The organism is Pseudomonas synxantha, from assembly GCF_900105675.1.
GTDB lineage: Bacteria > Pseudomonadota > Gammaproteobacteria > Pseudomonadales > Pseudomonadaceae > Aquipseudomonas > Aquipseudomonas synxantha.
In genome coordinates this window covers 6,781,970-6,808,956 of record NZ_LT629786.1, presented here as the reverse complement: position 1 = coordinate 6,808,956, position 26,987 = coordinate 6,781,970, and the positions used below count along the sequence as shown (strand labels likewise).

Sequence of the window (26,987 nt, the reverse complement as noted above, 5' to 3'; positions counted from 1 at the left end):
AGCCGGTTCCACAGTGGATGGGGACAAGTCAAAACTGTGACAAAACAGGGATTTGCGGCGGCTATATGTCGCGCTTTGGAGGGTGGCTGGATTTGTTTTCCACAATTTGGGAAAAGGCCTGATGGACCACACAATCAAATGTGGGAGGGGGCTTGCTCCCGATAGCGATTTGTCAGTCAGCACTTCTTAAACTGACACACCGCTATCGGGAGCAAGCCCCCTCCCACAGGGTACTGAGTACCAGTTAGTGACCGCCTAAGTAAGCGTTGCGAACTTCCTCATTCACCAGCAGTTCCTTGCCGGTGCCCGTCAGGCGAATCTCGCCATTGACCATCACATACGCCCGATCCGATAAACGCAGCGCATGGTTGGCGTTCTGCTCCACCAGGAAGATGGTCATCCCGGTGGAGGCCAGTTCACGCAGGGTTGAGAAGATCTGCTTCACCACAATCGGCGCCAATCCCAGGCTCGGCTCATCCAGCAGCAACAGCTTGGGCCTACTCATCAATGCACGGGCGATGGCGAGCATTTGCTGCTCGCCACCAGACATGGTCATGGCCCGCTGGTTGCGCCGCTCCTTGAGCCGTGGGAACAGCTCGAACATGCGTTGCATATCCTCGCCGGCAAACTTGTCGCCAATGGGGATGGTGCCCATCAGCAGGTTTTCCTCGACGGTCATGTCGGGGAACACCCGCCGCCCTTCCGGCGACTGCGCAATGCCGTTGGAAGCGATGTAGTGGGACGACTTGTGGGTAATGTCGACGCCGTTGTACAGAATCTGCCCCGACTCGGCCCGAGGCTGGCCGAAGATCGACATCAGCAGCGTGGATTTACCCGCGCCGTTGGAGCCGATCAGGCTGACGGTTTCGCCTTCGTTGATGTACAGCGAGACTTTTTTCAGGGCCTGGATAGGGCCGTAATACACGTCCAGGTCCTTCATTTCGAGGATAGGCGCACTCATACCAGCTCCTCTTCGTCCGCGCCCAGGTAGGCGGCAATCACTTTCGGGTCGTTGCGGATCGCCTCCGGGCCGCCTTCGGCGATCACGTTGCCGTGGTCCAGTACCACGATGTGGTCGGAAATACTCATCACCATGCCCATGTCGTGTTCGATCAGCACCACCGTGAGGTCGTGTTCGTCGCGCAGCAGGCGAATCATCGCGCTGAGGGCTTCGGTTTCCTGGGGATTGAGGCCCGCAGCGGGCTCGTCCAGGCAGATGATCTGCGGCCGCGTGCACATGGCGCGAGCGATTTCCAGGCGGCGCTGCTGGCCGTAGGAGAGCTCGCCGGCCAGGCGGTTGGCACAGTCCACCAGGTCGACCACTTCCAGCCAGTAGAAGGCATGGTCGAGGGCATCGCTTTCGGCCTTGCGGTAGCCCTTGGTGTTGAGGATGCCGGCGAGCATGTTGCGGTTGACCCACATGTGCTGGGCCACCAGCAGGTTTTCCAGTACTGACATTTCCTTGAACAGGCGAATGTTCTGGAAGGTCCGCGCCAGGCCGGCGCGGTTTACCAAGTGGGTGCCGCCGAACATCTTGTAGTACACGCGGCTGCAAAAGCTTTTCGGCGATACGAAGTCCACCGCCTTGAAGCGCTCGCCGAGCAGCTGGATCACGTTGGTCTGCTGGCCACGCACGTTGAGTTCGATCTTGCCGCCGCTGGCCTTGTAGAAGCCGGTGAGGCAGTTGAACACCGTGGTCTTGCCGGCGCCGTTGGGGCCGATCAGGGCGAAGATCGAGTTGCGTTCGACCTTGAGGCTCACATCGCTCAAGGCCTTGATGCCACCGAAGTGCATCATCAGGTGTTCCACAGAGAGCACGACTTCCTTGCTCATGGCGCGACTCCTTTACGTGGGGTGACACCGGTACGGCTGATTCGAATCAAGCCACGCGGTCGCCAGATCATCATCACCACCATCAGCACGCCAAACAGCAGGACGCGGTACTCGGAGAAGCTGCGCAGCAGTTCAGGCGCCACGGTCAGCACGAACGCCGCAATCACCACGCCGACCGTCGAGCCCATGCCGCCTAGCACCACAATGGCGAGGATCAATGCCGACTCGAAGAAGGTAAACGACGACGGGTTGACGAAGCCCTGGTAGCTGGCAAAAAACACCCCGGCTAACCCGGCGGTGGATGCGCCGATGGTGAACGCCGAGAGCTTGACCAGCACGTGGTTCAAGCCCATGGAACGGCAGGCAATTTCATCTTCGCGCAAGGCTTCCCAGGCGCGGCCCACCGGCATGCGGGTCAAGCGATGTTTGATGTACAGCACCGCCAGCACCACCAGGAACAGCACGATGTAGATAAACAGGAATTTAATGTTGGGGTTGTAGTCGATGCCGAAGAACTCATGGAACGGGACCCCGCCCTCCTTTGCCCTGCGCCCGAATTCAAGCCCGAGAAAAGTCGGCGATGGCACCGGCATACCATTGGGCCCACCGGTAAACGACAGCCAGTTATTGAGCACCAGGCGAATGATTTCGCCAAACCCCAGGGTCACGATGGCCAGGTAGTCACCGTGCATTCGTAGCACCGGGAAGCCGAGTATGCACCCCGCCAATGCCGCCGCAATGGCCGCCAGCGGCAGCACCGTCCAGAATCCCAGGCCGAGGTATTGATAACCCAGCGCCAGGCCATAGGCACCGATGGCGTAGAACGCCACGTAACCCAGGTCGAGCAAGCCGGCCAGGCCCACCACGATATTCAGGCCCAGGCCAAGCAACACGTAGATCAGCCCGAGAATCACCACGGTCAGCAGGTATTTGTTGGCGAAGATCGGAAACACGATAGCGATCACGATCAGCGCCGGGATGATCCAGCGCAGCCGCGACTTGTAATCCGGCGCCAGCACATGCACGCCCGAGCCGCTGCTTTCGAAGCCCTGCAGGATCTTCACGCCCTTGGGGGTTTGCAGGAACAGGCTCAAGGCAAAACGCCCAGCCATGACGATGGCGACCAACGTGGCAACACGCAGCGGCTCCAGGTTGAAGCTATAGCCGTCGAGCACTACGCCGACGATCGGGCCGAACACGATCAGCGAAATCAGCCCGGCGAGGACCGTATCGACCACACTTTTCTTGATATCGATAGATTTGGCAGCAGACATGTTTACACCTTCGCCACAAGTGGGCGACCAAGCAGGCCCTGGGGACGGAAAATCAGAATCACCACCAGCAGGGAGAAACTGAACACGTCTTTGTAGTCAGAGTTGATCAACCCCGAGAACAACGACTCGGAGATACCGAGGATGATCCCGCCGAGCATCGCCCCAGGCAGGGAGCCGATGCCGCCGAGTACCGCTGCGGTAAATGCCTTGATGCCGATGATGAAGCCGGCGTAGAAGTCGAAGGTGCCGTAGTTGAGCGTGATGAGCACACCGGCCAGGGCAGCCATGGCAGCACCGATGACAAACACGTAGGAGATCACGCGGTCGGTGTTGATGCCCAGGATCGAGGCCATCTTGCGGTCTTGCTGGGTGGCACGGCACATGCGGCCGAGCTTGGTGTATTTGATGATGTAGGTGAGCAAAGCCATGCCGGCGAACGCCGCCACGAGGATGAACACTTTGGTGTAGGTCAGTTGCACGAAGCCAGTGCCGATATCGACGCGCCAGGCGCCGGCCAGCAGGGTCGGGATGCCTTGTTGCTTGGCGCCCTGGGCGATCTGGGCGTAGTTCTGCAGGATCAGTGAGATACCGATGGCGCTGATCAGCGGAGCCAGTCGGGTGGAGTTACGCAACGGTTTATAGGCGACACGCTCAATGACCCAACCATAAACGCCGGTGACGACCACGGTGAAGATCAAGGTGCCGAGAATGAGCAGCGGGAAGGATTCGATGCCGAAGTAAGCCAGCAGTGCCAGACTGATCGCCGCGAGGTAAGCGGAAATCATATAAACCTCGCCGTGGGCGAAGTTGATCATGCCAATGATGCCATAGACCATTGTGTAGCCGATGGCGATCAGGCCATAGACCGACCCGAGGGTCAGGCCGTTGACCAGTTGCTGCAGGAAAATACCATCCATAACGCAATCTCACGCGGTGAGCACCTGCACACCAGTGGGTGTGCGGCGCTTCTGGAGGAAAAAACAGATCTCAATAACAACGCCACTCTCCTGTGGGAGGGGGCTTGCTCCCGATTGCGGTGGGTCAGTCATGCATGTATTGGCTGACACTGCGCTATCGGGAGCAAGCCCCCTCCCACATTGGAACTGTGGTGCTCAGGCTTACTTCTGCTTTTCCAACTGATGGTATTTGCCGTCCTTGTCCCACTGGTAAACCACGTAGTCAGAGACTTTCAGGTCGCCCTTGGTATCCCAGGCTTTCTCGCCCATGACGGTTTTAACCGGGTTGGCCTTGAGCCACTTGGCAGCGTCTTCACCCTTGTTGGACTTGGCACCGTTAAAGCCGGCAGCCAGGGCCTGGATCGAGGCGTAGGCGTACAGGGTGTAGCCTTCCGGCTCGGTGCCGTTTTTGCGGAACTCCTCTACCACCGCCTTGCTGTCCGGCAGCAGGCGCGGGTCGGCGCCGAAGGTCATGTACACGCCATCGACGTACTGCGCGCCACCGGCAGTCGCCACCAGTTCGTCGGTCACCACGCCGTCATCGGACATGAACTTGACGTCTTTCAAACCGGCTTCACGGATCTGGCGCACCAACGGGCCGGCTTCCGGATGCAAGCCGCCGAAATACACGACATCGGCGCCCAGGGAACGGATCTTGGTAACCAGGGCGCTGAAGTCTTTCTCGCCACGGGTCAGGCCCTCTTCCAGCACCGGCTTGACGCCACGCTTGGTCAACTGCGCAGCGGTAGCGTCGGCCAGGCCCTTGCCATAGGTGTCCTTGTCGTTGATCACCGCGACCTTCTTGCCCTTGAGCACGTCGACGATGTAGTCGCCGGCGACGATGCCTTGCTGGTCGTCACGCCCGCACATGCGGAACATGGCGCTCAGGCCGCGCTCGGTGACTTGGGGGTTGGTGGAACCTGGGGTGATGGCAATGATGCCGGCTTCGTCGTAGACCTCGGATGCCGGAATAGTGTTCGAGGAGCAGAAATGCCCGACCACGCCGATGACTTTGTCCTGGTCCGCGAGGCGGTTTGCCACGGCCACGGCTTGCTTGGGTTCGCAGGCGTCATCGCCGGCAATCAGCTTGATCTGCTCGCCGTTGATGCCGCCGGCCTTGTTGATAACGTCGGCTGCCGCCTGGGCACCCTTCATGTACTGCTCACCGAAAGCGGCGTTGGCACCCGTCATCGGGCCCGCCACACCAATCTTCACATCGGCTTGAACAAACGTAGAAACACCCAGCGCCGCTGCAACGGCGAGGGCCAGAAAACCTTTCTTGTAAAACGTCTGGGACATGAGTGGTGCTCCGATATTTTTGATTTTTGGCACGACAACTTGCATTCAAACTTTTCAATGAAAGCTCAGAGCAAGCCGCGTGCCATTACGTTTTTATTCTTCAAAAAGACACGGTGTCATTGTTATTACAGGCGTTTCGACGCGTTTTGCCAGGACGTGCAACCGTCTAGCACCGACAGGTGCAACCAGACAGCCAAAAAAGTACAACCTCGATAGGTCGCACCTGCAACCAGAGGGATAAACGACAGTTCCTACACCTGTAACAATGCGCGTAACGGAACTGCACATTTACAGTGCGTGATTGCTACGACTTGCACCAATACAGATGGGTAGCCTGCTAAGAAAATGCAGGCTTCTGACAGGTATTTCGCTGATCAGATCACGATCCTCAGGCATTGCCCGGCGTGATACAGCGAGAATCCAGCTTCATACAAGCAGCTGCGCAGGCTTGCCCCCGTCAAGGGTTGCATGGGCGCAAACGGGATCGGCAGGGCCTGGGGATCCTGGTGACACAGATAGTCGGCAAACGCCTTGCCCACCACACTGCCAGTGGTCACGCCACGGCCGTTATAGCCGGTGACCGCCACCAGCCCTGGCGCCGGCTCGAACAGGCGCATCAGATGGTCTGGCGTGAAGGCGATGCAACCGGTCCAGGTGCATTCCCACTGCACCGATTTGAGGTAGGGGAAGTAGTGCTGCTGCACCCGATCAGCCCACGCCTTGAGGAACCAGGCTGGTTTCTGGTTGCCGTTGCCCAGGCTGCCAAGCAACAGGCGGCCATCGGCATCACGACGGATGCTACTCAATACCTGGCGCGTGTCCCATGAGCCCTGGCCGCCGGGAAGGATTTGCTGGGCGGCATCGTCGGTCAGCGGTGCCGACGCCACTTGGTAGTAATAGCCGGGGAAGAAATTGCGCCGCAACTCGGTCCATTCGCCTTCGGTATAGGCGTTGGAGGCGATCACCACCTGTGCGGCCTGCACCGCGCCCTCGGCGGTCTGCACTGACCAATCGGCACCTTGGCGCTCCAGCTGGGTGACCGGGGAATGGTCGAACAGCTGCCCGCCCAGCCCCACGGCGGTATTCGCCAAGCCCGTCGTGTAAGCCATGGGGTTCAAGGTGCCGGCGCGCCGATCCAGCAACGCGGCAGCGATTTTCTTGGTCCCCGTGGCTTGCTCGCATGCTTGCCCGGTCAGTAACTCAACCGGCGCACCACGGCGTTTCCACTGCTCTTCACGGCTGCGCAAATCCGCCTCGCCACGGGCATTGTGGGCCATGTGCAAAGTGCCCTCGCGGCGCAATTGGCAATCGATGCGGTACTTGTCGACCAGGCCGAACACCAGGGACGGCGCCGCGCCCAACATGCGATTGAGCTGGCTGCCCACCGCCGTACCGAAACCGGCTTCGATCTCGTCCGGTGGAATCCACATGCCGGCATTCACCAGCCCGACGTTGCGCCCCGAGCCACCATGGCCGGTGCGATGTGCTTCAAGCACGGCAACGCTTTTGCCCTGTTCCAGCAAATGTATGGCCGCCGACAAACCGGTGATGCCGGCGCCGATCACGCATACATCCACCTTGACCGCGCCCTTGAGCGCGGCACGATCCGGCCGGCCAGGGGTGAGGTGTTCCCATAAACATGTTTCGCGTAGTGCCATTGCCAGACTCCGATGAGACCTAACAGACAACAATCTTGATGTGTAAATGAGATCAACTGTGGGAGGGGGCTTGCTCCCGATGGTGGTGGTTCAGTTGGACATCTTTTGACTGACACACTGCCATCGGGGGCAAGCCCCCTCCCACATTTTGACCTCACTTGGACTTGAGGACTTAGTCGAACGTGATGCCCTGCGCCAACGGCAACTCCAGCGAATAGTTCACGGTATTGGTCTGCCGGCGCATATACCCGCGCCATGCATCCGACCCCGATTCACGCCCACCGCCGGTCTCTTTCTCGCCGCCAAACGCGCCACCAATCTCCGCGCCGCTCGGGCCGATGTTGACGTTGGCAATGCCGCAGTCGCTGCCCACGGCCGACATGAATTGTTCGGCTTCGCGCACATCGGTGGTGAAGATGCATGACGACAAGCCCTGGGGCACGGCGTTGTTCAAGCGCAAGGCTTCGGCGAAATCGGTGTAACCGACCACGTAGAGAATCGGCGCGAACGTCTCGGTACACACCACGTCGCTCTGCTCGGGCATCTCCACGATGGCCGGTGACACGTAATAGGCATTGGGGAATTGGTCTTGCAGCTGGCGCTTGCCGCCGAACACCTTGCCGCCTTCGCTCAAGGCTTGCTCAAGGGCATCCTGCATGTTGTCGAAGCCCTGCTTGTCGATCAGCGGGCCGATCAGGTTGCCTTCCAGCGGGTGGCCGATGCGCACCTTGGCGTAGGCGGCTTTGAGGCGAGTGACAATTTCGTCCTTGACCGACTCGTGGGCAATCAGGCGGCGCAGGGTGGTGCAGCGCTGGCCGGCAGTGCCGACGGCGCTGAACAGAATCGCGCGCACGGCCATGTCCAGGTCGGCGCTCGGGCCGAGGATCATGGCGTTGTTGCCGCCCAACTCGAGGATGCTGCGGGCGAAGCGGGCGGCGACTTTCGGCGCCACTTCGCGGCCCATGCGCGTGCTGCCGGTGGCACTGATCAGGGCGACGCGCGGGTCATCCACCAGCGCGGCGCCGGCGTCGCGACCGCCAATGATCACCTGGCTGAGGTACTCGGGGGCACCGTCGAATTTTTTCAGTACGCGCTCGAACAGTGCCTGGCAGGCCAGTGCGGTGAGCGGGGTCTTTTCCGAGGGTTTCCAGATCACCGCATTACCGCACACCAGGGCCAGGGTGGTATTCCACGCCCACACGGCCACCGGAAAGTTGAAGGCGCTGATCACGCCGACCACGCCCAGCGGGTGCCAGGTTTCACGCATATGGTGGCCGGGGCGCTCGGAGGCGATGGTCAAGCCATACAGCTGGCGCGACAGGCCGACGGCGAAGTCGCAGATGTCGATCATCTCCTGCACTTCGCCCAAGCCTTCCTGGGTAATCTTGCCGGCTTCCCATGACACCAGTTCGCCGAGGTCGGCCTTGTATTGGCGCAGCACGTCGCCAAACTGGCGTACCAGCTCGCCGCGTCGCGGCGCCGGCACCTTGCGCCAGGCCTCGAATGCATGCTCGGCGCGACTGACCTGTTGCTCCACCTCGGCGGCGCCTTCCCAGTGCACACTGCCGATCTGGCTACCATCGATCGGCGAATGCACGGGCTGCTTGCCCGATTGGTACAGCGCCGGGTTTACCCCGAGACGATCAAGCAATGCGGCAACCATGGGTCACTCCTTCAATCTCAAACAGAAAATTCGCGCCGCCACCGACACGGCGATCCAGAGCTTATTTGTAGCTGGCCCAAGACTTGCCAACAAACGACGATTAGGCGAGATATCATTCCGTTTATTCATGCAAAGAATAAAAAGAGGCATGCCGTGCTGAACAAAAGACATTTGCCCTCGATCACCGCCCTGCAGTGTTTCGAAGCCGCCACCCGCCACCTGAGCTTTACCCGTGCAGCCGAAGAGCTGAATCTTACGCAAAGCGCGGTGAGCAAGCAGGTGGCACAGTTGGAAGAGCTGCTGCAACACCTGCTGTTTCGCCGGGTACGCCGTCGCTTGCAGATGACCCCGGCGGGTGATCTGTACTTGGTGGAAGTGCGCAAGATCCTCACCCAGGTGGAGATGTCCACCCATTACCTGCGCTCCTACGGCGGCGAGACCGAAGTGCTGCGGGTATCCACGCCCTACACCTTCGGCGCGCGCTGGCTGGTGCCGCGCCTCAAGGGTTGGCGCCTGCGCCACCCGCAGATTCACCTGGACCTGTGCAACGAGCAGGAACCTGACGAGTTACTGCAAGGCAAGGCCGATATGGCGTTCTATTTCGGCCAGGGCGCACGCCCCGGTACCGAGAGCTTGAAGCTGTTCAGCGAAGAGCTGGTACCTGTCTGTGCGCCCGACAGCCTGCCCGCCCTGCCCTTCACCGACCCCACGCGACTGAGCGAGCTGGTGCTGCTGCAAAACGCCTCGCGGCCCCAGGGCTGGCATGACTGGTTTGCCAGCCAGGGCTTGCATACCGAGCACAGCTACCACGGGCCGCGTTTCGACACCTTCTATATGTGCATCCGCGCCGCGCAGGTGGGTTGTGGCGTGGCGTTGCTGCCGCGCTTTCTGGTGGAAGAGGAACTGGCCGAGGGCAAGCTGGTGATTCCCTGGCAGCATGCAATGCCGAGCCAGGATGCCTATTACCTCGCCTACCCCGAGCATTCGGCGGAAGTGCCCAAAGTGCGAGATTTTGTGAAGTGGATGATGGAACAGGTTTAGATATTTTTTGGCTGCACCACCGCCATCGCAGGCAAGCCAGCTCCCACATTTGGAATGCATTTCAAGTGTGGGAGCTGGCTTGCCTGCGATGGGGCCAGTGGTCATTCCAAAAAAATCACTGGCAAAACCCCACAGGTCTATGCGCCACTAGCCCCCTTACTTAATTATGCGTAAAGGCCGGCGCCTCATCGCCGACCCGTCTGGAGATTCCCGTTATGAGCGAGAGTGTGTTTGCCGATCGCATCGTGCAGAACTTGCTCGACACCGACTTCTACAAGCTGACCATGATGCAGGCGGTGCTGCACAACTACCCGAATGTGGAAGTTGAATGGGAGTTTCGTTGCCGCAACAGCGAAGACCTGCGCCCGTACCTGGCGGAGATCCGCTACCAGATCGAGCGCCTCGCCGAGCTGAGCCTGAGCCCCGACCAGTTGGGTTTCCTTGAACGTATCAGCTTCATGAAGCCGGACTTCCTGCGGTTTCTCGGGCTGTTCCGCTTCAACCTGCGCTACGTGCAGACCGGTATCGAAAACGGCGAGTTGTTTATCCGCCTGCGCGGGCCGTGGCTGCATGTGATCCTGTTTGAAGTGCCGATGCTGGCCATCGTCAGCGAAGTGCGTAACCGCTACCGCTACCAGACGGTGATCCTCGAACAGGCCCGCGAGCAGCTGTACCGCAAATTCGATTGGCTGACGGCGAATGCCAGCAGCGACGAGCTCTCGGAACTGCAAGTGGCCGACTTCGGTACGCGCCGACGCTTCTCCTACCGCGTGCAGGAGGAAGTGGTCAGTGTGCTCAAGCACGATTTCCCTGGGCGTTTTGTCGGCACCAGCAACGTGCATCTGGCCCGCGAGTTCGATATGAAGCCCTTGGGGACCATGGCTCACGAATGGATCATGGCCCACCAGCAACTCGGCCCGCGCCTGATCGACAGCCAGATCGCCGCCCTCGATTGCTGGGTGCGTGAATACCGTGGCCTGCTGGGTATTGCCCTGACCGACTGCATTACCACAGACGCCTTCCTCGGCGACTTTGATTTGTACTTTGCCAAGCTGTTCGACGGGTTGCGCCATGACTCCGGCGACCCCATCCAGTGGGCGGAAAAAGCCATCGCCCACTACCACAAGCTTGGCATCGAACCGATGAGCAAAACTCTGGTGTTCTCCGACAGCCTGACGCTGCCCAAGGCCCTGGAGATTTTCCGTGCGCTGCGTGGCCGCATTAATGTGAGCTTTGGCATCGGCACCAACCTGACCTGCGATATTCCAGGGGTGGAGCCGATGAGCATCGTGCTAAAAATGACCGCATGCAATGGCCAGCCCGTCGCCAAGATCTCCGATGAAGCGGGCAAGACCCATTGCACCGACCCGAATTTTGTCGCCTATTTGCGTCACGTTTTCAAAGTACCTGCCCTTTCCAGCAAGGAGTGAATCATGCAAGCCGTACAGCGTGAGATTGCGCAGCAGCTCAAGGTCCAAGCGCCGTTCAACGACCAGGCCAGCCTTGAAGCCGAGGTCGCCCGACGCGTAGTCTTTATCCAGGACTGCCTGCGCAATTCCGGGCTCAAAACCCTGGTACTGGGCATCAGCGGCGGCGTCGACTCCCTGACCGCCGGCCTGCTGGCCCAACGGGCGGTGCAGGAGCTGCGTGCCAGCAGCGGCGACGAGTCTTATCGTTTTATCGCCGTGCGCCTGCCCTACGAAACCCAGTTCGATGAACACGACGCCCAGGCCTCGGTGGAATTCATCGAGCCGGACGAACGCCACACCGTCAACATCGGCCCGGCGGTGAAGGCCCTGGCCAATGAAGTGGCAGCGTTTGAAGGCAAGGCAGCGGTGTCCCGCGACTTCGTGCTGGGCAACACCAAGGCGCGCATGCGCATGGTGGCGCAGTACACCATCGCCGGCGCGGCGGGTGGGCTGGTGATCGGCACCGACCACGCGGCGGAAGCGGTAATGGGCTTTTTCACCAAGTTCGGCGATGGCGCCTGCGATCTGGCGCCATTGAGCGGGCTGGTGAAGAACCAGGTGCGTGCGATTGCCCGGCACTTTGGCGCGCCGGAATCGTTGGTGGAGAAAGTCCCGACCGCCGACCTGGAGGACCTGTCGCCAGGTAAGCCGGACGAAGCGTCACACGGGGTGACCTATGCCGAAATCGATGCGTTCCTGCACGGTGAGCCCGTGCGTGAAGAGGCGTTCAGGATTATCTGCGAGACCTATCGCAAGACTGAACACAAGCGGGTGATGCCGTTTGCGCCTTGAGGTGAGCCAGCTGATTTTGCAGTGATTGCCAGAATGCCATCGGGGGCAAGCCCCCTCCCACACTTTTATTTGTGAATACATTCAAATGTGGGAGGGGGCTTGCCCCCGATGAACGATGACGCGGTGTTACTTCAGGACCACGGCACCTTTCATCATCGAAATGTGGCCAGGGAACGAGCAGAAGAAGCTGTACTTCTCATCGGCCTTGAGCTTGGAGACGTCGAAGGTCACCGAGTCTTTCTCGCCAGCGCCAATGATCTTGGTGTGGGCGATGATGCGGTCATCACCGGCTTTCAGATAATCCTTATCGATGCCCGCAGCCATACCGTCAGTCGCCACAGGCTGCATGTTGGCTTCAGTGGTCAGCACCCAGTTATGCCCCATCACGTTCTTCGGCAGGTTACCCGAGTGAGTCAGCTCAACGGTGAACTGCTTGCAGCTCTTGTCGATGGTGATTTCTTTGGTGTTAAAGGACATCTGGTCGGTAGAGTCGACGGTGACCTTGCACTCTGCAGCAAGCAACTGGCCGCTCGCCAGGGTCAGCAGGGAAACAGCAACGAGTTTGGCAAACATGTGAATCTCCAAGGCAGGGTTAGAAAACGCGTATTGCGACAAGGGTGCCTCAAGCAGGCTTAGGTTCTTATGATCTGCATCAACAGATTGTATACAACTTTAGGCTATCAGCTTGATCAACACAATCAACCAGCCAAAGTGCCGCAGGCTGCCTATGATCGTCCCATTGCCCACTGGAGTTCGCGCCATGCACCTCAATCACCTGTTCAACGGCCTGCTGGCCGCCTACGCCTGCGGTAAGTGAAGGCGAAAGGCACCTTGAAGCTGCTACCATGACGACCCAAGGCAGCTGCGCGCCGCCCACCCTCACCTTCGACCCTAGAGGATCGCCCATGGCCAAACCTAATTACTCCTTCGCCAAACGTCAGAGAGACTTGGCCAAGGAACAGAAGAAAGAGGAAAAACTGCAACGCAAGAAAGCCGCTGCAGACGAAGAAGCAGGCGCACTGAACCCGGATGCGGAAGGTGAAGTGGCGACTGACGAGACCGAAACCCCGAAAGACCCGGCGGAATAAATTTTGTTGTGGTGAGCAGGCCCTCCCTGCTCACCACAACCCACCGCTATTCCAGTGGCATCACCGTTACCCGCACCTCCGGGTCATGGCTACCTCCCCCCAGAATCACCCCACGCAGCGGCGACACATCAGAGAAATCCCGGCCCCAGGCCAGGGTGATGTGCTCCAGTGCCGGCTGCACATTATTCGTCGGATCAAAATCCACCCAGCCCGACTCCGGGCAAAACACCGAGACCCAGGCATGGGACGCGTCGGCGCCGATCAACCGTGGCTGCCCGGGCGGCGGCTGGGTCAGCAGGTAACCGCTGATATAGCGCGCCGCCAGCCCACGCGAGCGCAGGCAGGCGAGCATCAAGTGGGCGAAGTCCTGGCACACCCCGCGCCGCCGCTCCAGCACCTCCACCAGCGGCGTGGCGACCTGAGTGGCTTGGGCATCGAAGGTGAACTCGCTGAAAATCTTCTGCATCAACGCCTGCGTGCCTAAAAGCAAGGGTTCGGCGGGCGGGAAGCAGCTTTCGGAGAACTCGACGAAGGTTTTCTTCAAATGTACGTAGGGCGATTCGAAGCGATATCGACAGGCTTCGATCAGTTGCGCTGCCATGGGCTGGCTGCTGTAGGTCAAGCTGTCGCGAGTCTGGTCCCAGGCCGGCGATTGCTGGAAATCCAGCGCAGGCCGCGCCAGCACTTCCACGGTCAGCGCCGCGTTCACCAGCAATTCATCATGGGGCCGCTCGAACGCCAGGCGGGTGATCGGGTTGCCGAACACATCCAGCTCATCGCGACGCGAAGACGGCTGCGGGTTGATTTCCAGCTGCTGCCAGGTACAACGTTGCCAGGCACACTGCCGTGGCCATAAATGCGCCAACTGCTGCGCCAGGGACACCGGGCTGTCGTAGTGGTAATGGGTATCGTGGAAAATCTGATAACGCGCGCTCATCACACCGACACCGTCTGCTGGCTGACATCGTCCACATGGGCAAAATGGCGCAGCGCCAGGCGATCGGACACTTGCCCACTTTCATCGGCGACCGTTTGCAACAGGTCGGCCAGGCCGTCCAGCGCAGCACGCACGCTGGCCTTGCCGAACAACGGGTTCTCCAGGCAGCCCAGCTCGAAGCGCGCCAGGCGCTCCACCAACGGCGCCAGGCCGGTTTCCCGAGGCACACCGAAATCATCATTGAGGCGACGCAGGGTGCGGCTCACCAGTTTCAACTGGAACAGCACCGCATGGGGGTTCTGCTCATCGAGCAACAACAGGTCGAGCACCGGGATCAACTGCGGCACCGCCAGGTAGCGCGAGCGATAGGTGATGCTGCTGTTGCCCAGCTCCAGCAACCACTCCAGCCCGGCCTGATCGAACACCGCTACACCACGCAGGAACGCTGCCAGGCTGCTGCTGAGAAACTGCAGGCGCTCGATACGCCGGCCCATCATCAAGAAACGCCAGCCTTCATCGCGGGTCATATCGTCCAGGGCAAACCCGGACAGCGCCGCCAGGGACATCACCAGGCGGTTGAGGAAATCCAGCAGCTCGCCAAAATCAGGGCTTTGGCTTTCCAGCTCCATGGCTTCGCGTTGCAGCTCCACCAGCGCCTGCCAGTTTTCCCGGGACAGCTTGCCGCGTACCTGGGACGCCGCCCACTGCAGCCGCTGCAAGTTGGCGCGCAGGCTCGAAGGCCAATCATCACCGAGCAAGGCGGCGAGCAGGCGCTCGGGCAGCTCGCCCTCCTCTGGCAACAGGCGCAGGCTTTCTCCCAGTTCGACCGCTGCCTGCAATGCCAACGGATCATCGCCATCCACATAACGCGCCAGCACGACACGCAGCCAGCGCGCACTGTCGTCGCAGCGTTCGCAATAGCGGCCAAACCAGAACAGGTTTTCCACCACCCGCGACGGCAAATAAGGATCGCGACGTACCAGGTCGTGGGCGCCAATCGCACGCTGGGCACGCCACTGTTCGCCGACGCTGGCACGTTCACCCAACACCCAGGTGTCCTTGCTGGCACCGCCGCGCTGCATCGATACCACCTCAGCATCGGCCTCGGCAGCCACACGGGTCAGGGCACCGGGCAGCACGCGATACCCCTCATCACTGGCCACCGCGTACACGCGCATACCGATGGCGCGGTGTTGCAGATGATCTTCCTCGGTATGCCACACCGGCGCCTGGGACAGCTGCGCCAGCTCTTGGGCAACGTAGGCGTAAGGCCGAGCACACATACGCTCGGCCAGAGCCTGGCGTTGCTCATCGTTCAAGTCGCGACCAAACACCGGGGCGAAACTCTGCGAAGCAAATGCCGGCCTGATCAGCAGCTCCGGGAGTTTTTCCAGGGCTTCGGCCAGCACCGGCGCTTCACCGCACCACCAGGTGGCAATGGACGGCAGGATCAGCGCTTCACCGAACAGGAATTCGTTGATCTTTGGCAGGAAACCCAGCAAGCCTGGGGACTCCAACACGCCGCTGCCCAGGGCATTGGCCACCAGCACGTTACCTTGGCGCACGGCGTCGAGCAGGCCAGGCACGCCGAGGGCCGAGTCGGTACGCAGCTCCAGCGGGTCGCAGAAATCATCGTCGAGGCGGCGCATGATCGCGTGGACCCGACGCAGGCCGCTGAGGGTTTTCAGGAACACAGTGCTGTCGCGCACGGTGAGGTCGCCGCCTTCTACCAACGGGTAGCCGAGTTGGCGCGCCAGGTACAGGTGTTCGAAATAGCTCTCGTTGAAACGGCCCGGCGTGAGCAGCACGATCAGCGGTGGCTGGTCGTCGCCCGGCGCCTGGCGAGCCAGGGTTTCCTGGAGCGTGCGAAAGAAACCGGTGAGGTGCTGCACCTGCAAATCACGGTACAAGTCCGGGAACGCGCGGGACACGATGGTGCGGTTTTCCAGGGCGTAGCCGGCGCCCGACGGTGCTTGGGTACGGTCGGCGGTGACCCACCAGCGGCCATCCGGAGTGCGCGCCAGGTCCACGGCGTACAAGTGCAGGAAAGCACCGTCGGGCGGCTGAATGCCCTGGCATGGCCACAGGAAGTTGTTATGCCCGAACACCAGTTCGGCGGGCAGCAAGCCTTCCTTGATCAGGAGCTGCGGGCCATACAGGTCGGCCAGCACTGCATTGAGCAAGCGCGCACGCTGGACGATGCCGGCCGACAGCTGCCGCCACTCATCGGCGGCCAGCACATGGGGCAGCAGATCCAGCTCCCAGGGGCGATCAGCGCCCTTGGGGTCGGCGTAGACGTTGTAAGTCACACCGTTTTCCTGGATTTGCCGGGTCAGCAGCGCCTGGCGCTGGGCCAGTTGCGCGGGCGTGCTGCGTTGCAGGTGATCGAGCAAGCGCTGCCAATGGGCACGCACCGCGCCGCTCTCGTCCAGCAGTTCGTGGTAGGTGCCCGCGGTGAGCGGGTAACGGTCGAGCAAATCGGACATGGAACGCTCGGCAGGGGCAAGGGAAGTCAGGTTAACTCAAATTCACTACGATCCAATGTGGGAGGGGGCTTGCTCCCGATGGCGGTGCATCAGTGACAAATGTGCTGACTGACACTCTGCTATCGGGAGCAAGCCCCCTTCCACAGTTGGCTCGCATTCATTCCTTATTTGTTGGAAAACGGCGTAAATCCAGGGTCATTGGCATTTCATCGTTCACCTCTACAACCGGCACCGGTCGCTTGCCCGGGCTATGCCCCAAGCGGAAAAACCGCGCCATCCGACGGCTCTCTGCCTCGTTGGCATTCACCGGCAAACTGTCGTAATTGCGTCCACCCGGATGCGCCACGTGGTATTGGCAGCCGCCCAGCGAGCGCTGCATCCAGGTGTCGAGCAGGTCGAATACCAAGGGCGCATGCACCGCAATGGTCGGTTGCAGGCAGTTGGCCGGTTGCCAGGCGCGGTAGCGCACGCCGGCGACAAACTCGCCGACGCGGCCGGTCGGTTGCAGCGGCACCGGGATGCCATTGCAGGTCAGCAGGTAGCGTTGCGCTGGCAGGCCAGTCAACTTCACTTGCAGGCGCTCCAGGGACGAATCCACGTAGCGTACCGTACCGCCCACCGCGCCCTCTTCGCCCAGCACATGCCAAGGCTCCAAGGCCTGGCGCAGTTCCAGTTCGATACCGCTGACGGCGTAGTCGCCCACCTTGGGGAAGCGGAACTCCAGGTGCGCCGCGAACCATTCGGCACGCAACGGGTAGCCGGCCGCATTCAGTTCGACGATCACGTCGGCAAAGTCCTGCTCGATAAAATGCGGCAACAGGAAACGGTCATGCAACTCGGTGCCCCAGCGCGCCAGTTTCGGCGGCGCGTAAGGCTCGCGCCAGAACCGTGCGACCAGCGCGCGCAATAGCAACTGCTGGGTCAGGCTCATGCGTGCATGGGGCGGCATTTCAAAGGCGCGTAATTCGAGCAAGCCCAGGCGGCCGGTGGCGCCGTCGGGGGAGTAGAGTTTGTCGATACAGAATTCGGCGCGATGGGTGTTACCCGTCACGTCGATCAGCAGGTTGCGCAACAGGCGATCCACCAGCCATGGCGGACAGTCCTCGCCCGGCGCTGGCATCTGCGCGAAGGCGATTTCCAGTTCATACAGCGCATCGTTGCGTGCCTCGTCCACCCTTGGTGCCTGGGAGGTCGGGCCGATAAACAGACCGGAGAACAAGTAGGATAGCGACGGGTGGTTATGCCAGTAGCTGATCAGGCTGCGCAGCAGGTCAGGGCGCCGCAGGAAGGGTGAGTCCTTGGGCGTCGCGCCGCCCAGCACAAAATGGTTGCCGCCACCGGTACCGGTGTGGCGCCCGTCGATCATGAATTTCTCGGTGGTCAGCCGGGTTTGCCGGGCCTCTTCATAGAGGAATTCGGTGCGCTCCACCAACTCGTCCCAGGTGGCGGACGGCTGTACGTTAACCTCGATCACACCAGGGTCCGGCGTGACCCGGAAGTTGCTCAGGCGCGTATCCGCGGGCGGCTCGTAACCTTCCAGCAGCACCGGGCAATGCAACTCTTCGGCGGTGGCCTCGATGGCGGCCACCAGTTCCAGGTAATCCTCGACGCGTTCCAGCGGCGGCATAAACAGGTACAGGCGCCCTTCCCGCGCCTCGGCGCACAGCGCGGTGCGGGTCAGCCAGTCAGCGGACTCATCGACCTTCGGCACACGCTCATCGCTCGGGGCCGGCTCGCCGTGGCTATGCAGTTGTTCGGTGGTCGGCAGGTCAGGTTGATCCTGATTCGGGTCGGTCGGGTGCACGAACGGATACTCCGCCGCCGTCACCCACGGTTGGGACGCCAAAGGCAGGCGATAGCCCAGCGGCGAATCGCCCGGCACCAGGCGGCAGTGATTATCGCGCAGGTACCAGCGACCACTCTGCCAGCGGTCATTGGCCGCGGTGCGCGTCAGGGGAAGCACGTGGCCGATGACGTTACCCAGGCCCTGAGCGAAGACTTTGCGCAGGCGTTCGCGCTCCAGTTCGTCGCTCAAGCGCGGGTCCTGGGCACTGACGTTATGCGGCAACGCGCCCTCGCGCCACAGGTAGTAGACGTTGTCTTCAAAGGCCGGGAACACAAAGCGCGCCGGCAGTTTCAAGCGCTCGGCGATGCTGGCCAGGAAGTGCCCGGCCATCGCGCCGTCAGCACCATAATCCTCTTGTTCATCGGCGATCAACGCACTGTTGTGCCAGATCGGCACTCCATCTCGGCGCCAGTAACAGTTAAGCGACCAACGCGGCAGTTGCTCGCCGGGGTACCACTTGCCCTGGCCGAAATGCACCAGGCCCTTGGGCGCATAGTGCCGGCGCAGGCGTTGGAACAGCTCGGCGGACAGGCGACGCTTGTCTGGCCCCAGGGCGGCGGTGTTCCATTCGGCGCCGTCAGGGTCGTCGATAGAGACGAAGGTCGGCTCGCCGCCCATAGTCAGGCGCACGTCGTGCTTGAGCAGGTCAGCGTCGATCTGTCGGCCCAGGGCGTGGATCGCCAGCCATTGCTCTTCGGTGTAGGGCTGGGTCACCCGTGGTGCTTCCCAGATGCGCTCCACCGACATCTCGTGGGCAAATTCGCACTCGCATGGCTCCACCAACCCGCTGATCGGCGCGGCAGATGATGGATCGGGGCTACAGGCCAACGGGATATGCCCTTCACCGGCGAACAGTCCGGAAGTCGCGTCAAGGCCGATCCAGCCAGCGCCGGGCAAATACACTTCGCACCAGGCATGCAGGTCGGTGAAGTCCACCTCGGTGCCGGACGGACCATCGAGGGCTTTGACATCGGCAGTGAGCTGGATCAGGTAACCCGAGACAAACCGCGCCGCCAGCCCCAGGTTGCGCAGCAATTGCACCAGCAGCCAGGCCGAGTCGCGGCAAGAACCGGAGGTATTTTCCAGGGTGAATTCCGGGGTTTGCACGCCTGGTTCCATGCGGATCAGGTAGCCGATATCGGCGGCCAGGCGCTGGTTCAGCCCAACCAGGAAATCCACCGCAGGTAATGGCGTACGGTCGATACCGGCCAGGTACGCGGCGAATCTTGGCGTCAGCGGCAAAGTTTCCAGGTACGGCGCCAGTTCGCGTTGCTCATCGGCGGCATAGCTGAACGGGATTTTTTCGGCATACGGCTCAAGGAAAAAATCGAATGGGTTAAACACCGCCATCTCGGCAACCAGGTCGACTTCGATGCGCAGTTCGTCCGTCTTTTCCGGGAAGACCAGACGCGCCAGGTAATTGCCCTGTGGGTCTTGCTGCCAATTAATAAAATGCTGCTCGGGCAGGACTTTGAGTGCATAAGACAAAATTCGCGTGCGGCTATGAGCTGCCGGGCGCAAACGCACAATCTGTGGGCCGAGTTCGACAGCGCGGTCATAGCGGTAGTGCGTAACGTGGTGCAACGCGACATGAATCGACACGGCGGCCTCCTGCGAGCCAGGGCATAGACACAATGTGCGCAAGACTTATGCCAGGGCCGCGGTCATTGCACTTCATCGCGGGGCCCGGTGCAGTACAGCACCAAAACAGCGCCAACGTGGGTGCCGTGGTGCAAGTGACGCACATATTTGTGGCGCGGGCATGAGAGTGAGCGGTGAACCCACCCGGTCAACGGTGTCTGTGTCGGGCAATCATGACTTGGCGCAGGCAGCGGACTTCGACCAGTTTCTGGCGCATTTCACGGTGGCGTTTGCTGTTGAACAGCAATAACCCAAGCAATGGAAACAACAGGCTCAAGGCATATACCACCCCATTCGGTTGATCATTGAGCGTTGGCAATACACCCAGAAAGCATACCCCCAGCAGCATCACTAACGGCCACATCCATTGGGGACGCCCGCGTGCAATCATGAAATTGCAGTGCACAATGACTAGCGTGAGTGCGATACCCACCAGGAAGGAGTACTTGGCGTTATCTGCCATGGACAGGCTTGGCATATAGCTGTCGAAGAACACCGGAACCGCAAACACGAGGGTGAAAATGCAGGCAAATATCGCCCCCATAAAGACTGGGAAATACGTCGACAGAAAACTGCGAATGCTAGGCAGCTCGTTCATTGCTCGGCCTCCTCATACAGCCCTATGGCAATTGTGCGCGCGTTCCCTGACACCGCACTGCCGGTAAAACCGATGGCCGCGCCCAACGCGTCCTTGATCTGCGTGACCGTTGCATGCTTGACCTCGGTGGGCGTGAACCGCTTAGGCAATTCGCCCGACAACTGCTTCAACTTGATCATCTTGGACGTCAAGCGTGGGTCGTTGATGCTCAGCAGCTCTTTGGTCAACTTGGCGCGCTCCTGTCGATTCAGGCCCCTGAGCACCTCTCTCACACTTTTCCCGGTAGAGGCCCTATTCAGCCGCACCAGCTTGACCGTTGCCAATGCCGATGAACCCACCCCAATCAACGACGCCGCATCCAGGGCAATCATGGTGTATTGGTACCATTCCTCACTGTCGAGCTGATCATTGCGCGCAGGATTGCGGATCTCATTGACCGTGCGATAGCCGCTGGCAAAACACTGCACAGAACTGGCTGCCGCAGCCGTGTAGCCGAGCGCCACGACCACCGAACTGGCCCCCGCCGAAAACGGGACCGCGACGGAACCACTGAGCACCACAATCCAACCGATGACCGCGCCGGCACACGATAGCGTGGTATTGACCGCTTCACCCACCAACCGGGACTCACGCGGATTGTCTTGCACCTGCTGGGCGAATTGCGTTGGTGCGATGTACTTCTGCGCCTCACGCAGGATCACACGCTTGGGTGCGATGCTGCAGATAGGCTGAAATTCGCGCAGAGTGACAACGTTGAAATCGGCATCGATATACACCACACCTGCACCGACAATGGCGGGGTCGGCATCAATGGCTGCAAACAGCCGCGGCAGGTTGATCTGGCTTTCGATGCGCTGGCGCGCCATGAACTGGGAGCGGTTGGAGTCCATACCGATGCCGGCCAGGGGGTTGCTCATAGGGTGTTCTTCCTTGAAGCGGTGGAGACTGGACTGATTTTCTGGCGAAGGCGCAGCGACAGCTGGTGAGTCTACCCAATCAACGGGCTTTGCGTTGCGCAATGGCCGCTTGGCGCAAATGGCGGATTTCGAGCAGCCGCTGGCGCATTTCACGATGGCGCTTGCTGTTGAGCAACAACAAACCCAGCAGCGGAAACAGCACCGCCGAGCCGTACACCAGGGTATTGAGGCCGTATTGAATCATCGGCAACACGAACAGCAGGCAGCACACCAGGTAGCCCGCCACCAGCCGAGTCGCCCAGGGGAACCCGCGTGCAATCATCACATTGCCAAACACCAGCACCGCTACCAGCACCAGAATTGCAGCTGCGGAGTAGTTGGCCTTGAGCGCCGGCTCAACACCGCGCAAATAGGTCACGCCCGCCGTGGAGACAGCCACCGAACCAGAGAAAATCGCCATGAAGATGGTGCCCATGAACACCGGAAAATAACGCGCAAGGAAACTGCGCCTATCGGGAAACCCCTTCATTCCGTCAGTTCCTCATACAGGCCAATGGCAAGCGTCGATGCCGAGCCGACGTGACCGGTTCGATAGCTGCCCCAGATACCCAACATGCCGCCCAAGGCGTCCTTGAGCTGGGTGAGCGTGGCATGACGAATTTCCGTGGAGCTGTAGCGCTTGGGCAACGTGCCGGCGCGCTGCTGCAACTTGAGCAATTTGGGGGTCAGGCTCGGGTCTTTGAGGCTGAGCAATTCCTGGGTCAACTTCTTGCGCTCCTGGCGATTCAAGCCCTTGAGCAGCTCATACCAACTCTTGCCCAAGGCAGCGGCCTTTCTGGCCTTGAGCAGCCTTAAGGTGGTGAAGGCTCCCGTTCCGATCCCGACCAACGATGCGGCATCGAGAATCGGTGACACCGCGCCATACCACTGGGCGTCGTCCATGCGGTCGTTGGCATCCGGGTCAAGGATTTCGTTATAGGTACGGGCCACGCCAAACCCGCACTGAGCACTGCTGGCCAGCGCCGCCGTGACACCAATACCCACCACAAAAGCACTGGCACCGGCGGTGAAGGGTACGGCGACGCTGCCACTGAACACCACGATCCAGCCGATCACCGCCGCCCCACAGGAAAGCCCCATATCAAAGGCCTCCTTCTGGAGGCGCCCTTCACGGGGGTCGGTCTTCACCTGCTCGACAAACTGCGCCGGCGAGATGTACTTCTGCGCCTCGCGCAAAATGACGCGCTTGGGCTTGATGCTGCAGATGGGCTTGAATTCGCGCAGGGTAATGACGTTGAAGTCGGCGTCGATGTATACGACGCCTGCGCCAACGATACCTGGATCGGCATCAATGGCTGCAAACAGCCGCGGCAGGTTGATCTGGCTTTCGATGCGCTGGCGCGCCATGAACTGGGAGCGGTTGGAGTCCATGCCGATGCCGGCCAGGGGGTTGCCCATGGTTGTTCGTCCTTGAAAGTGAGGGTGGCCGATCGGGCCTCATCGGGGGCAAGCCCCCTCCCACATTTGGACCTGTGAACACAGTCAGTGTGGGAGGGGGCTTGCCCCCGATAGCGATCTAATGGGCGCCACCTTACCAAACAGACTCACCACCGACCAGAAAGCAAAACGCCAGCACGAGGCTGGCGTTTTGTAGGTTCAGGCAGCGATCAACGCGGCACCACCGGTTTGCGCGCAGGCTTGCCGCCTTTGCCCTTGGCCGCATCGGTGCGCTCCTTCGCCGCTTGCTTGTTACGCGCCTGGGCCGCTGCCTTGGCTTGCTCACGTTTGTCCCACGGGTTGCTGCCGTCGCTGCCACGGGGTGGCAGGCCGGTGTGCTGGGTGAGTATTCTGGTCGTGGTTTCCTTGGCGACCTTGTGGCTGCCGGCCGGCGTCGAGTTCTTGCGACGGGCGCTCTGGTAGCTGTCGGTAGCTGGCTGGTGCAGCGGGATCAACTGGTCCTTGCCCGGCCCGATCAGGTCGGCACGGCCCATGCGGGTCAGCGCTTCACGCAGCATCGGCCAGCCCTTCGGGTCGTGGTAGCGCAGGAACGCCTTGTGCAGACGGCGCTGTTCTTCGCTCTTGACGATGGTCACCGCGTCGCTCTTGTAGGTGACCTTGCGCAGCGGGTTCTTGCCCGAGTGGTACATCGCCGTGGCTGTGGCCATTGGCGAGGGGTAGAACGCCTGCACCTGGTCGGCACGGAAGCCGTTGCCCTTGAGCCACAGGGCCAGGTTCATCATGTCTTCATCGGTGGTGCCTGGGTGGGCGGCGATGAAGTACGGGATCAGGTACTGCTCCTTGCCCGCTTCCTTGGTGTACTTCTCGAACATGCGCTTGAACTTGTCATAGCTGCCAATGCCCGGCTTCATCATCTGGTTGAGCGGACCTTCCTCGGTGTGTTCCGGGGCGATCTTCAAGTAGCCACCCACGTGGTGGGTCACCAGCTCTTTCACATACTCAGGCGACTCGACGGCCAGGTCGTAGCGCAGGCCGGAAGCGATCAGGATCTTCTTCACACCCGGCAACGCACGGGCGCTGCGATACAGCTGGATCAACGAAGAGTGGTCGGTGTTCAGGTTCGGGCAGATGCCAGGGAACACGCAGGATGGCTTGCGGCACGCGGATTCGATTTCCGGGCTCTTGCAGGCGATGCGGTACATGTTCGCGGTCGGGCCGCCGAGGTCGGAAATCACACCGGTGAAACCTGGGACCTTGTCGCGGATCTCTTCGATCTCGCGGATGATCGACTCTTCGGAACGGTTCTGGATAATGCGGCCTTCGTGCTCGGTGATCGAGCAGAAGGTGCAGCCGCCGAAGCAGCCACGCATGATGTTCACCGAGAAGCGGATCATGTCGTAGGCCGGGATTTTCTCCTTGCCGTACGCCGGGTGCGGTACGCGGGCGTAAGGCATGCCGAACACGTAGTCCATTTCTTCGGTGGTCATCGGGATGGGCGGCGGGTTGAACCACACGTCCACTTCCCCATGCTTCTGCACCAAGGCGCGGGCGTTGCCTGGGTTGGTTTCCAGGTGCAGCACGCGATTGGCGTGGGCGTAGAGCACCGCGTCACCACGGACTTTTTCCACCGACGGCAGGCGGATCACGGTCTTGTCGCGGGTCATGCGCGGGCTGGCCAGGATCTGCACGACCTTGGCTTCTTCCGGATCGTCCACCGGCCCCTTTTCCTGCTCGATGGCGCAGGCCTGGGTGTCCTGGGTGTTGACGTACGGGTTGATGATCTTGTCGACCTTGCCCGGGCGATCGATGCGCGTGGAGTCCACTTCGTACCAGCCCGCCGGCGTGTCGCGGCGAATGAACGCGGTGCCGCGCACATCGGTGATGTCTTCGATCTTGTGGCCCCACGACAGGCGCTGGGCCACCTCGACGATCGCGCGCTCGGCGTTGCCGTACAGCAGGATATCGGCGGCGGCGTCGATCAGGATCGAGTTGCGCACACGGTCCTGCCAGTAGTCATAGTGGGCGATGCGGCGCAGGGAGGCTTCGATGCCGCCCAGTACGATCGGAACGTTCTTGTAGGCTTCCTTGCAACGCTGGCTGTACACCAGACTGGCGCGGTCCGGGCGTTTGCCGGCCATGCCACCGGGGGTGTAGGCGTCGTCGGAGCGAATTTTCTTGTCGGCGGTGTAGCGGTTGATCATCGAGTCCATGTTGCCGGCCGCGACACCGAAGAACAGGTTCGGCTCGCCGAGCTTCATGAAATCGTCTTTGGACTGCCAGTTCGGCTGGGCAATGATCCCGACGCGGAAGCCCTGGGCCTCCAGCAGCCGGCCGATGATTGCCATGCCGAACGACGGATGGTCAACGTAGGCATCACCGGTGACGATGATGATGTCGCACGAATCCCAGCCAAGCTGATCCATCTCCTCCCTGCTCATCGGCAGGAATGGCGCAGGACCGAAACATTCGGCCCAGTACTTGGGATAGTCAAATAACGGCTTGGCTGTTTGCATGACGGTGACCGGTGTTGAGATGAAAAATCGCGGGCGCGGAATATAGCACAAATTTTGACCAATTCCGACGGTAATGGTCGGAATTGAGCAGACGGGTTATTCGTCGTCGTCGAAGTTATAGCTGCCCGGCGCCAGGTTCTCGAAGCGCGTGTACTTACCGATGAACGCCAGGCGGATAAAGCCGATGGGGCCGTTTCGCTGCTTGCCGATGATGATCTCGGCGATGCCTTTGTGCTCGGTCTCGGGGTGGTACACCTCGTCGCGGTACACAAACATGATGACGTCGGCATCCTGCTCGATCGCTCCGGATTCACGCAAGTCGGAGTTCACCGGGCGCTTGTTGGGCCGTTGTTCCAGGGAACGGTTGAGCTGGGACAGGGCCACCACCGGGCAGTTGAATTCCTTGGCCAGGGCTTTCAGCGACCGGGAGATTTCGGAAATCTCGTTGGTGCGGTTGTCACCACTGGAACCCGGGATCTGCATCAGCTGCAAGTAGTCGATCATGATCAGCGCGATGTCGCCGTGCTCGCGCACCAGGCGGCGGGTACGCGCACGCATTTCGGAAGGGCTGATACCTGCGGTGTCGTCGATGAACAGCTTGCGGTCGTTGAGCAGGTTGACCGCCGAGGTCAGGCGCGGCCAGTCGTCGTCCTCCAATTGGCCGGAACGCACTTTGGTCTGGTCGATACGCCCCAGGGACGAGAGCATACGCATGATCAGCGATTCGCCTGGCATCTCGAGGGAGTACACCAGCACCGCCTTGTCGCTGCGCAGTACGGCGTTTTCCACCAGGTTCATGGCAAAGGTGGTCTTACCCATGGACGGACGACCGGCGACGATGATCAAGTCGGACGGCTGCAGGCCGCTGGTCTTTTCGTCGAGGTCGGTGTAGCCGGTGGAAATACCGGTAATGGCGGCATCGGTGTTGAACAAGGTGTCGATGCGATCGATGGCCTTGGTCAGCAGGTCGTTGACACTGACCGGGCCACCGGTCTTGGGCCGCGCTTCGGCGATCTGGAAGATCTGGCGCTCGGCTTCGTCAAGGATCTCGGCGGCGGTACGGCCTTCGGGGTTGAAGGCGCTGTCGGCGATTTCAGTACTGATGCCGATCAACTGGCGCAGGGTGGCCCGCTCGCGGACGATCTGCGCATAGGCCTTGATGTTGGCGACGGACGGGGTGTTTTTCGCCAGTTCACCGAGGTAGCCCAGGCCGCCAACCTGGGAGGTCTGGCCTTCCTTGTCCAACTGCTCGGCCAGGGTCACCACGTCGATCGGTGAGTTCTGGTCGGCCAGCTTGGCGATGGCGCGGAAGATCAGGCGGTGGTCATGACGATAGAAGTCGCCGTCCGAGACTTGATCCAGCACGCGTTCCCAGGCGTTGTTGTCCAGCATCAAGCCACCGAGCACGGCCTGTTCGGCCTCGATGGAATGCGGCGGCACCTTCAGGGCAGCGGTTTGCAGATCGTATTGCTCAGGAGCGGAGATTTCGTTCATGGCCACTTGGAATTTGGGGGTATG

At 60.9% G+C, this 26,987-nt stretch carries 21 protein-coding genes; 4 read left to right on the top strand and 17 right to left on the bottom strand.

The window, feature by feature from the left end:
• Positions 1–244: 244 nt before the first annotated feature.
• The 7 genes from BLU48_RS31415 to amaB all read right to left on the bottom strand — a co-directional run bounded on the left by BLU48_RS31415 (position 245) and on the right by amaB (position 8,683).
• Complete coding sequence (locus BLU48_RS31415) at positions 245–961, bottom strand: ABC transporter ATP-binding protein (RefSeq protein ID WP_046070667.1); 717 nt, start codon at positions 959–961, stop codon at positions 245–247.
• Entirely contained in the window at positions 958–1,833 is an 876-nt protein-coding gene (locus BLU48_RS31410; RefSeq protein ID WP_057010758.1) for an ABC transporter ATP-binding protein, read from the bottom strand. The genes BLU48_RS31415 and BLU48_RS31410 overlap by 4 nt, the downstream gene beginning before the upstream one ends.
• Positions 1,830–3,107 carry a high-affinity branched-chain amino acid ABC transporter permease LivM gene (gene livM, locus BLU48_RS31405; protein ID WP_057023409.1) on the bottom strand — a complete coding sequence of 426 codons (1,278 nt, stop codon included), beginning with the start codon at positions 3,105–3,107 and terminating at the stop codon, positions 1,830–1,832. Before livM ends, BLU48_RS31410 begins: the two co-directional genes overlap by 4 nt.
• A gap of 2 nt (positions 3,108–3,109) precedes the next feature.
• A complete protein-coding gene (locus BLU48_RS31400) occupies positions 3,110–4,024 on the bottom strand; it encodes an ABC transporter permease subunit (protein WP_003188099.1) in 915 nt (304 codons plus the stop codon).
• 201 nt (positions 4,025–4,225) lie between these two features.
• Complete coding sequence (locus BLU48_RS31395; RefSeq protein ID WP_057023531.1) at positions 4,226–5,362, bottom strand: branched-chain amino acid ABC transporter substrate-binding protein; 1,137 nt, start codon at positions 5,360–5,362, stop codon at positions 4,226–4,228.
• Positions 5,363–5,736: 374 nt separating this feature from the next.
• Positions 5,737–7,020 carry an L-pipecolate oxidase gene (gene amaA, locus BLU48_RS31390; protein ID WP_057023410.1) on the bottom strand — a complete coding sequence of 428 codons (1,284 nt, stop codon included), beginning with the start codon at positions 7,018–7,020 and terminating at the stop codon, positions 5,737–5,739.
• Between the two features lie 172 nt (positions 7,021–7,192).
• Positions 7,193–8,683 carry an L-piperidine-6-carboxylate dehydrogenase gene (gene amaB / locus BLU48_RS31385; RefSeq protein ID WP_057023411.1) on the bottom strand — a complete coding sequence of 497 codons (1,491 nt, stop codon included), beginning with the start codon at positions 8,681–8,683 and terminating at the stop codon, positions 7,193–7,195.
• A 153-nt stretch (positions 8,684–8,836) separates the two neighbouring features.
• On the opposite strand from amaB, the gene BLU48_RS31380 reads away from it, so the two are divergent.
• The 3 genes from BLU48_RS31380 (at position 8,837) to nadE (ending at position 11,985) form a co-directional block, all read left to right on the top strand.
• The gene (locus tag BLU48_RS31380) at positions 8,837–9,724 is read left to right on the top strand and encodes a LysR family transcriptional regulator (protein ID WP_057023412.1); all 888 of its coding nucleotides are present in this window, start codon (positions 8,837–8,839) and stop codon (positions 9,722–9,724) included.
• A 215-nt stretch (positions 9,725–9,939) separates the two neighbouring features.
• Positions 9,940–11,154, top strand: coding sequence for a nicotinate phosphoribosyltransferase (gene pncB, locus BLU48_RS31375; protein ID WP_003188094.1), 1,215 nt, complete (start codon positions 9,940–9,942; stop codon positions 11,152–11,154).
• A gap of 3 nt (positions 11,155–11,157) precedes the next feature.
• A complete protein-coding gene (nadE, locus tag BLU48_RS31370) occupies positions 11,158–11,985 on the top strand; it encodes an ammonia-dependent NAD(+) synthetase (protein ID WP_057023413.1) in 828 nt (275 codons plus the stop codon).
• A 126-nt stretch (positions 11,986–12,111) separates the two neighbouring features.
• On the opposite strand, the gene azu is transcribed toward nadE, so the two are convergent.
• Positions 12,112–12,558: an azurin gene (azu, locus tag BLU48_RS31365; RefSeq protein ID WP_043047849.1), complete on the bottom strand. Its 447-nt coding sequence runs from the start codon at positions 12,556–12,558 to the stop codon at positions 12,112–12,114.
• Between the two features lie 332 nt (positions 12,559–12,890).
• On the opposite strand from azu, the gene BLU48_RS31355 reads away from it, so the two are divergent.
• Positions 12,891–13,073: a hypothetical protein gene (locus tag BLU48_RS31355; RefSeq protein ID WP_034117461.1), complete on the top strand. Its 183-nt coding sequence runs from the start codon at positions 12,891–12,893 to the stop codon at positions 13,071–13,073.
• Positions 13,074–13,119: 46 nt separating this feature from the next.
• On the opposite strand, the gene BLU48_RS31350 is transcribed toward BLU48_RS31355, so the two are convergent.
• From BLU48_RS31350 to dnaB, 9 genes are all read right to left on the bottom strand, one after another.
• Positions 13,120–14,010, bottom strand: a complete 891-nt coding sequence (locus BLU48_RS31350; protein WP_057023415.1) for a transglutaminase family protein — start codon at positions 14,008–14,010, stop codon at positions 13,120–13,122.
• A complete protein-coding gene (locus BLU48_RS31345; RefSeq protein WP_057023416.1) occupies positions 14,010–16,496 on the bottom strand; it encodes a circularly permuted type 2 ATP-grasp protein in 2,487 nt (828 codons plus the stop codon). The genes BLU48_RS31350 and BLU48_RS31345 overlap by 1 nt, the downstream gene beginning before the upstream one ends.
• A 157-nt stretch (positions 16,497–16,653) precedes the next feature.
• Positions 16,654–19,944, bottom strand: a complete 3,291-nt coding sequence (locus BLU48_RS31340; RefSeq protein WP_057023417.1) for a transglutaminase family protein — start codon at positions 19,942–19,944, stop codon at positions 16,654–16,656.
• Positions 19,945–20,131: 187 nt separating this feature from the next.
• Positions 20,132–20,581, bottom strand: coding sequence for a hypothetical protein (locus BLU48_RS31335; RefSeq protein WP_057023418.1), 450 nt, complete (start codon positions 20,579–20,581; stop codon positions 20,132–20,134).
• Positions 20,578–21,498 (bottom strand): hypothetical protein, encoded by a 921-nt coding sequence (locus tag BLU48_RS31330; RefSeq protein WP_057023419.1) that lies wholly within the window; start codon positions 21,496–21,498, stop codon positions 20,578–20,580. The genes BLU48_RS31335 and BLU48_RS31330 overlap by 4 nt, the downstream gene beginning before the upstream one ends.
• Before the next feature lie 79 nt (positions 21,499–21,577).
• Positions 21,578–22,027 (bottom strand): hypothetical protein, encoded by a 450-nt coding sequence (locus BLU48_RS31325; RefSeq protein ID WP_057023420.1) that lies wholly within the window; start codon positions 22,025–22,027, stop codon positions 21,578–21,580.
• A complete protein-coding gene (locus BLU48_RS31320; RefSeq protein WP_057023421.1) occupies positions 22,024–22,956 on the bottom strand; it encodes a hypothetical protein in 933 nt (310 codons plus the stop codon). The genes BLU48_RS31325 and BLU48_RS31320 overlap by 4 nt, the downstream gene beginning before the upstream one ends.
• Before the next feature lie 209 nt (positions 22,957–23,165).
• Positions 23,166–25,469 (bottom strand): YgiQ family radical SAM protein, encoded by a 2,304-nt coding sequence (locus tag BLU48_RS31315; protein WP_057023422.1) that lies wholly within the window; start codon positions 25,467–25,469, stop codon positions 23,166–23,168.
• A 96-nt stretch (positions 25,470–25,565) separates the two neighbouring features.
• Positions 25,566–26,963: a replicative DNA helicase gene (gene dnaB, locus BLU48_RS31310; RefSeq protein ID WP_003188079.1), complete on the bottom strand. Its 1,398-nt coding sequence runs from the start codon at positions 26,961–26,963 to the stop codon at positions 25,566–25,568.
• Positions 26,964–26,987 lie beyond the last annotated feature (24 nt).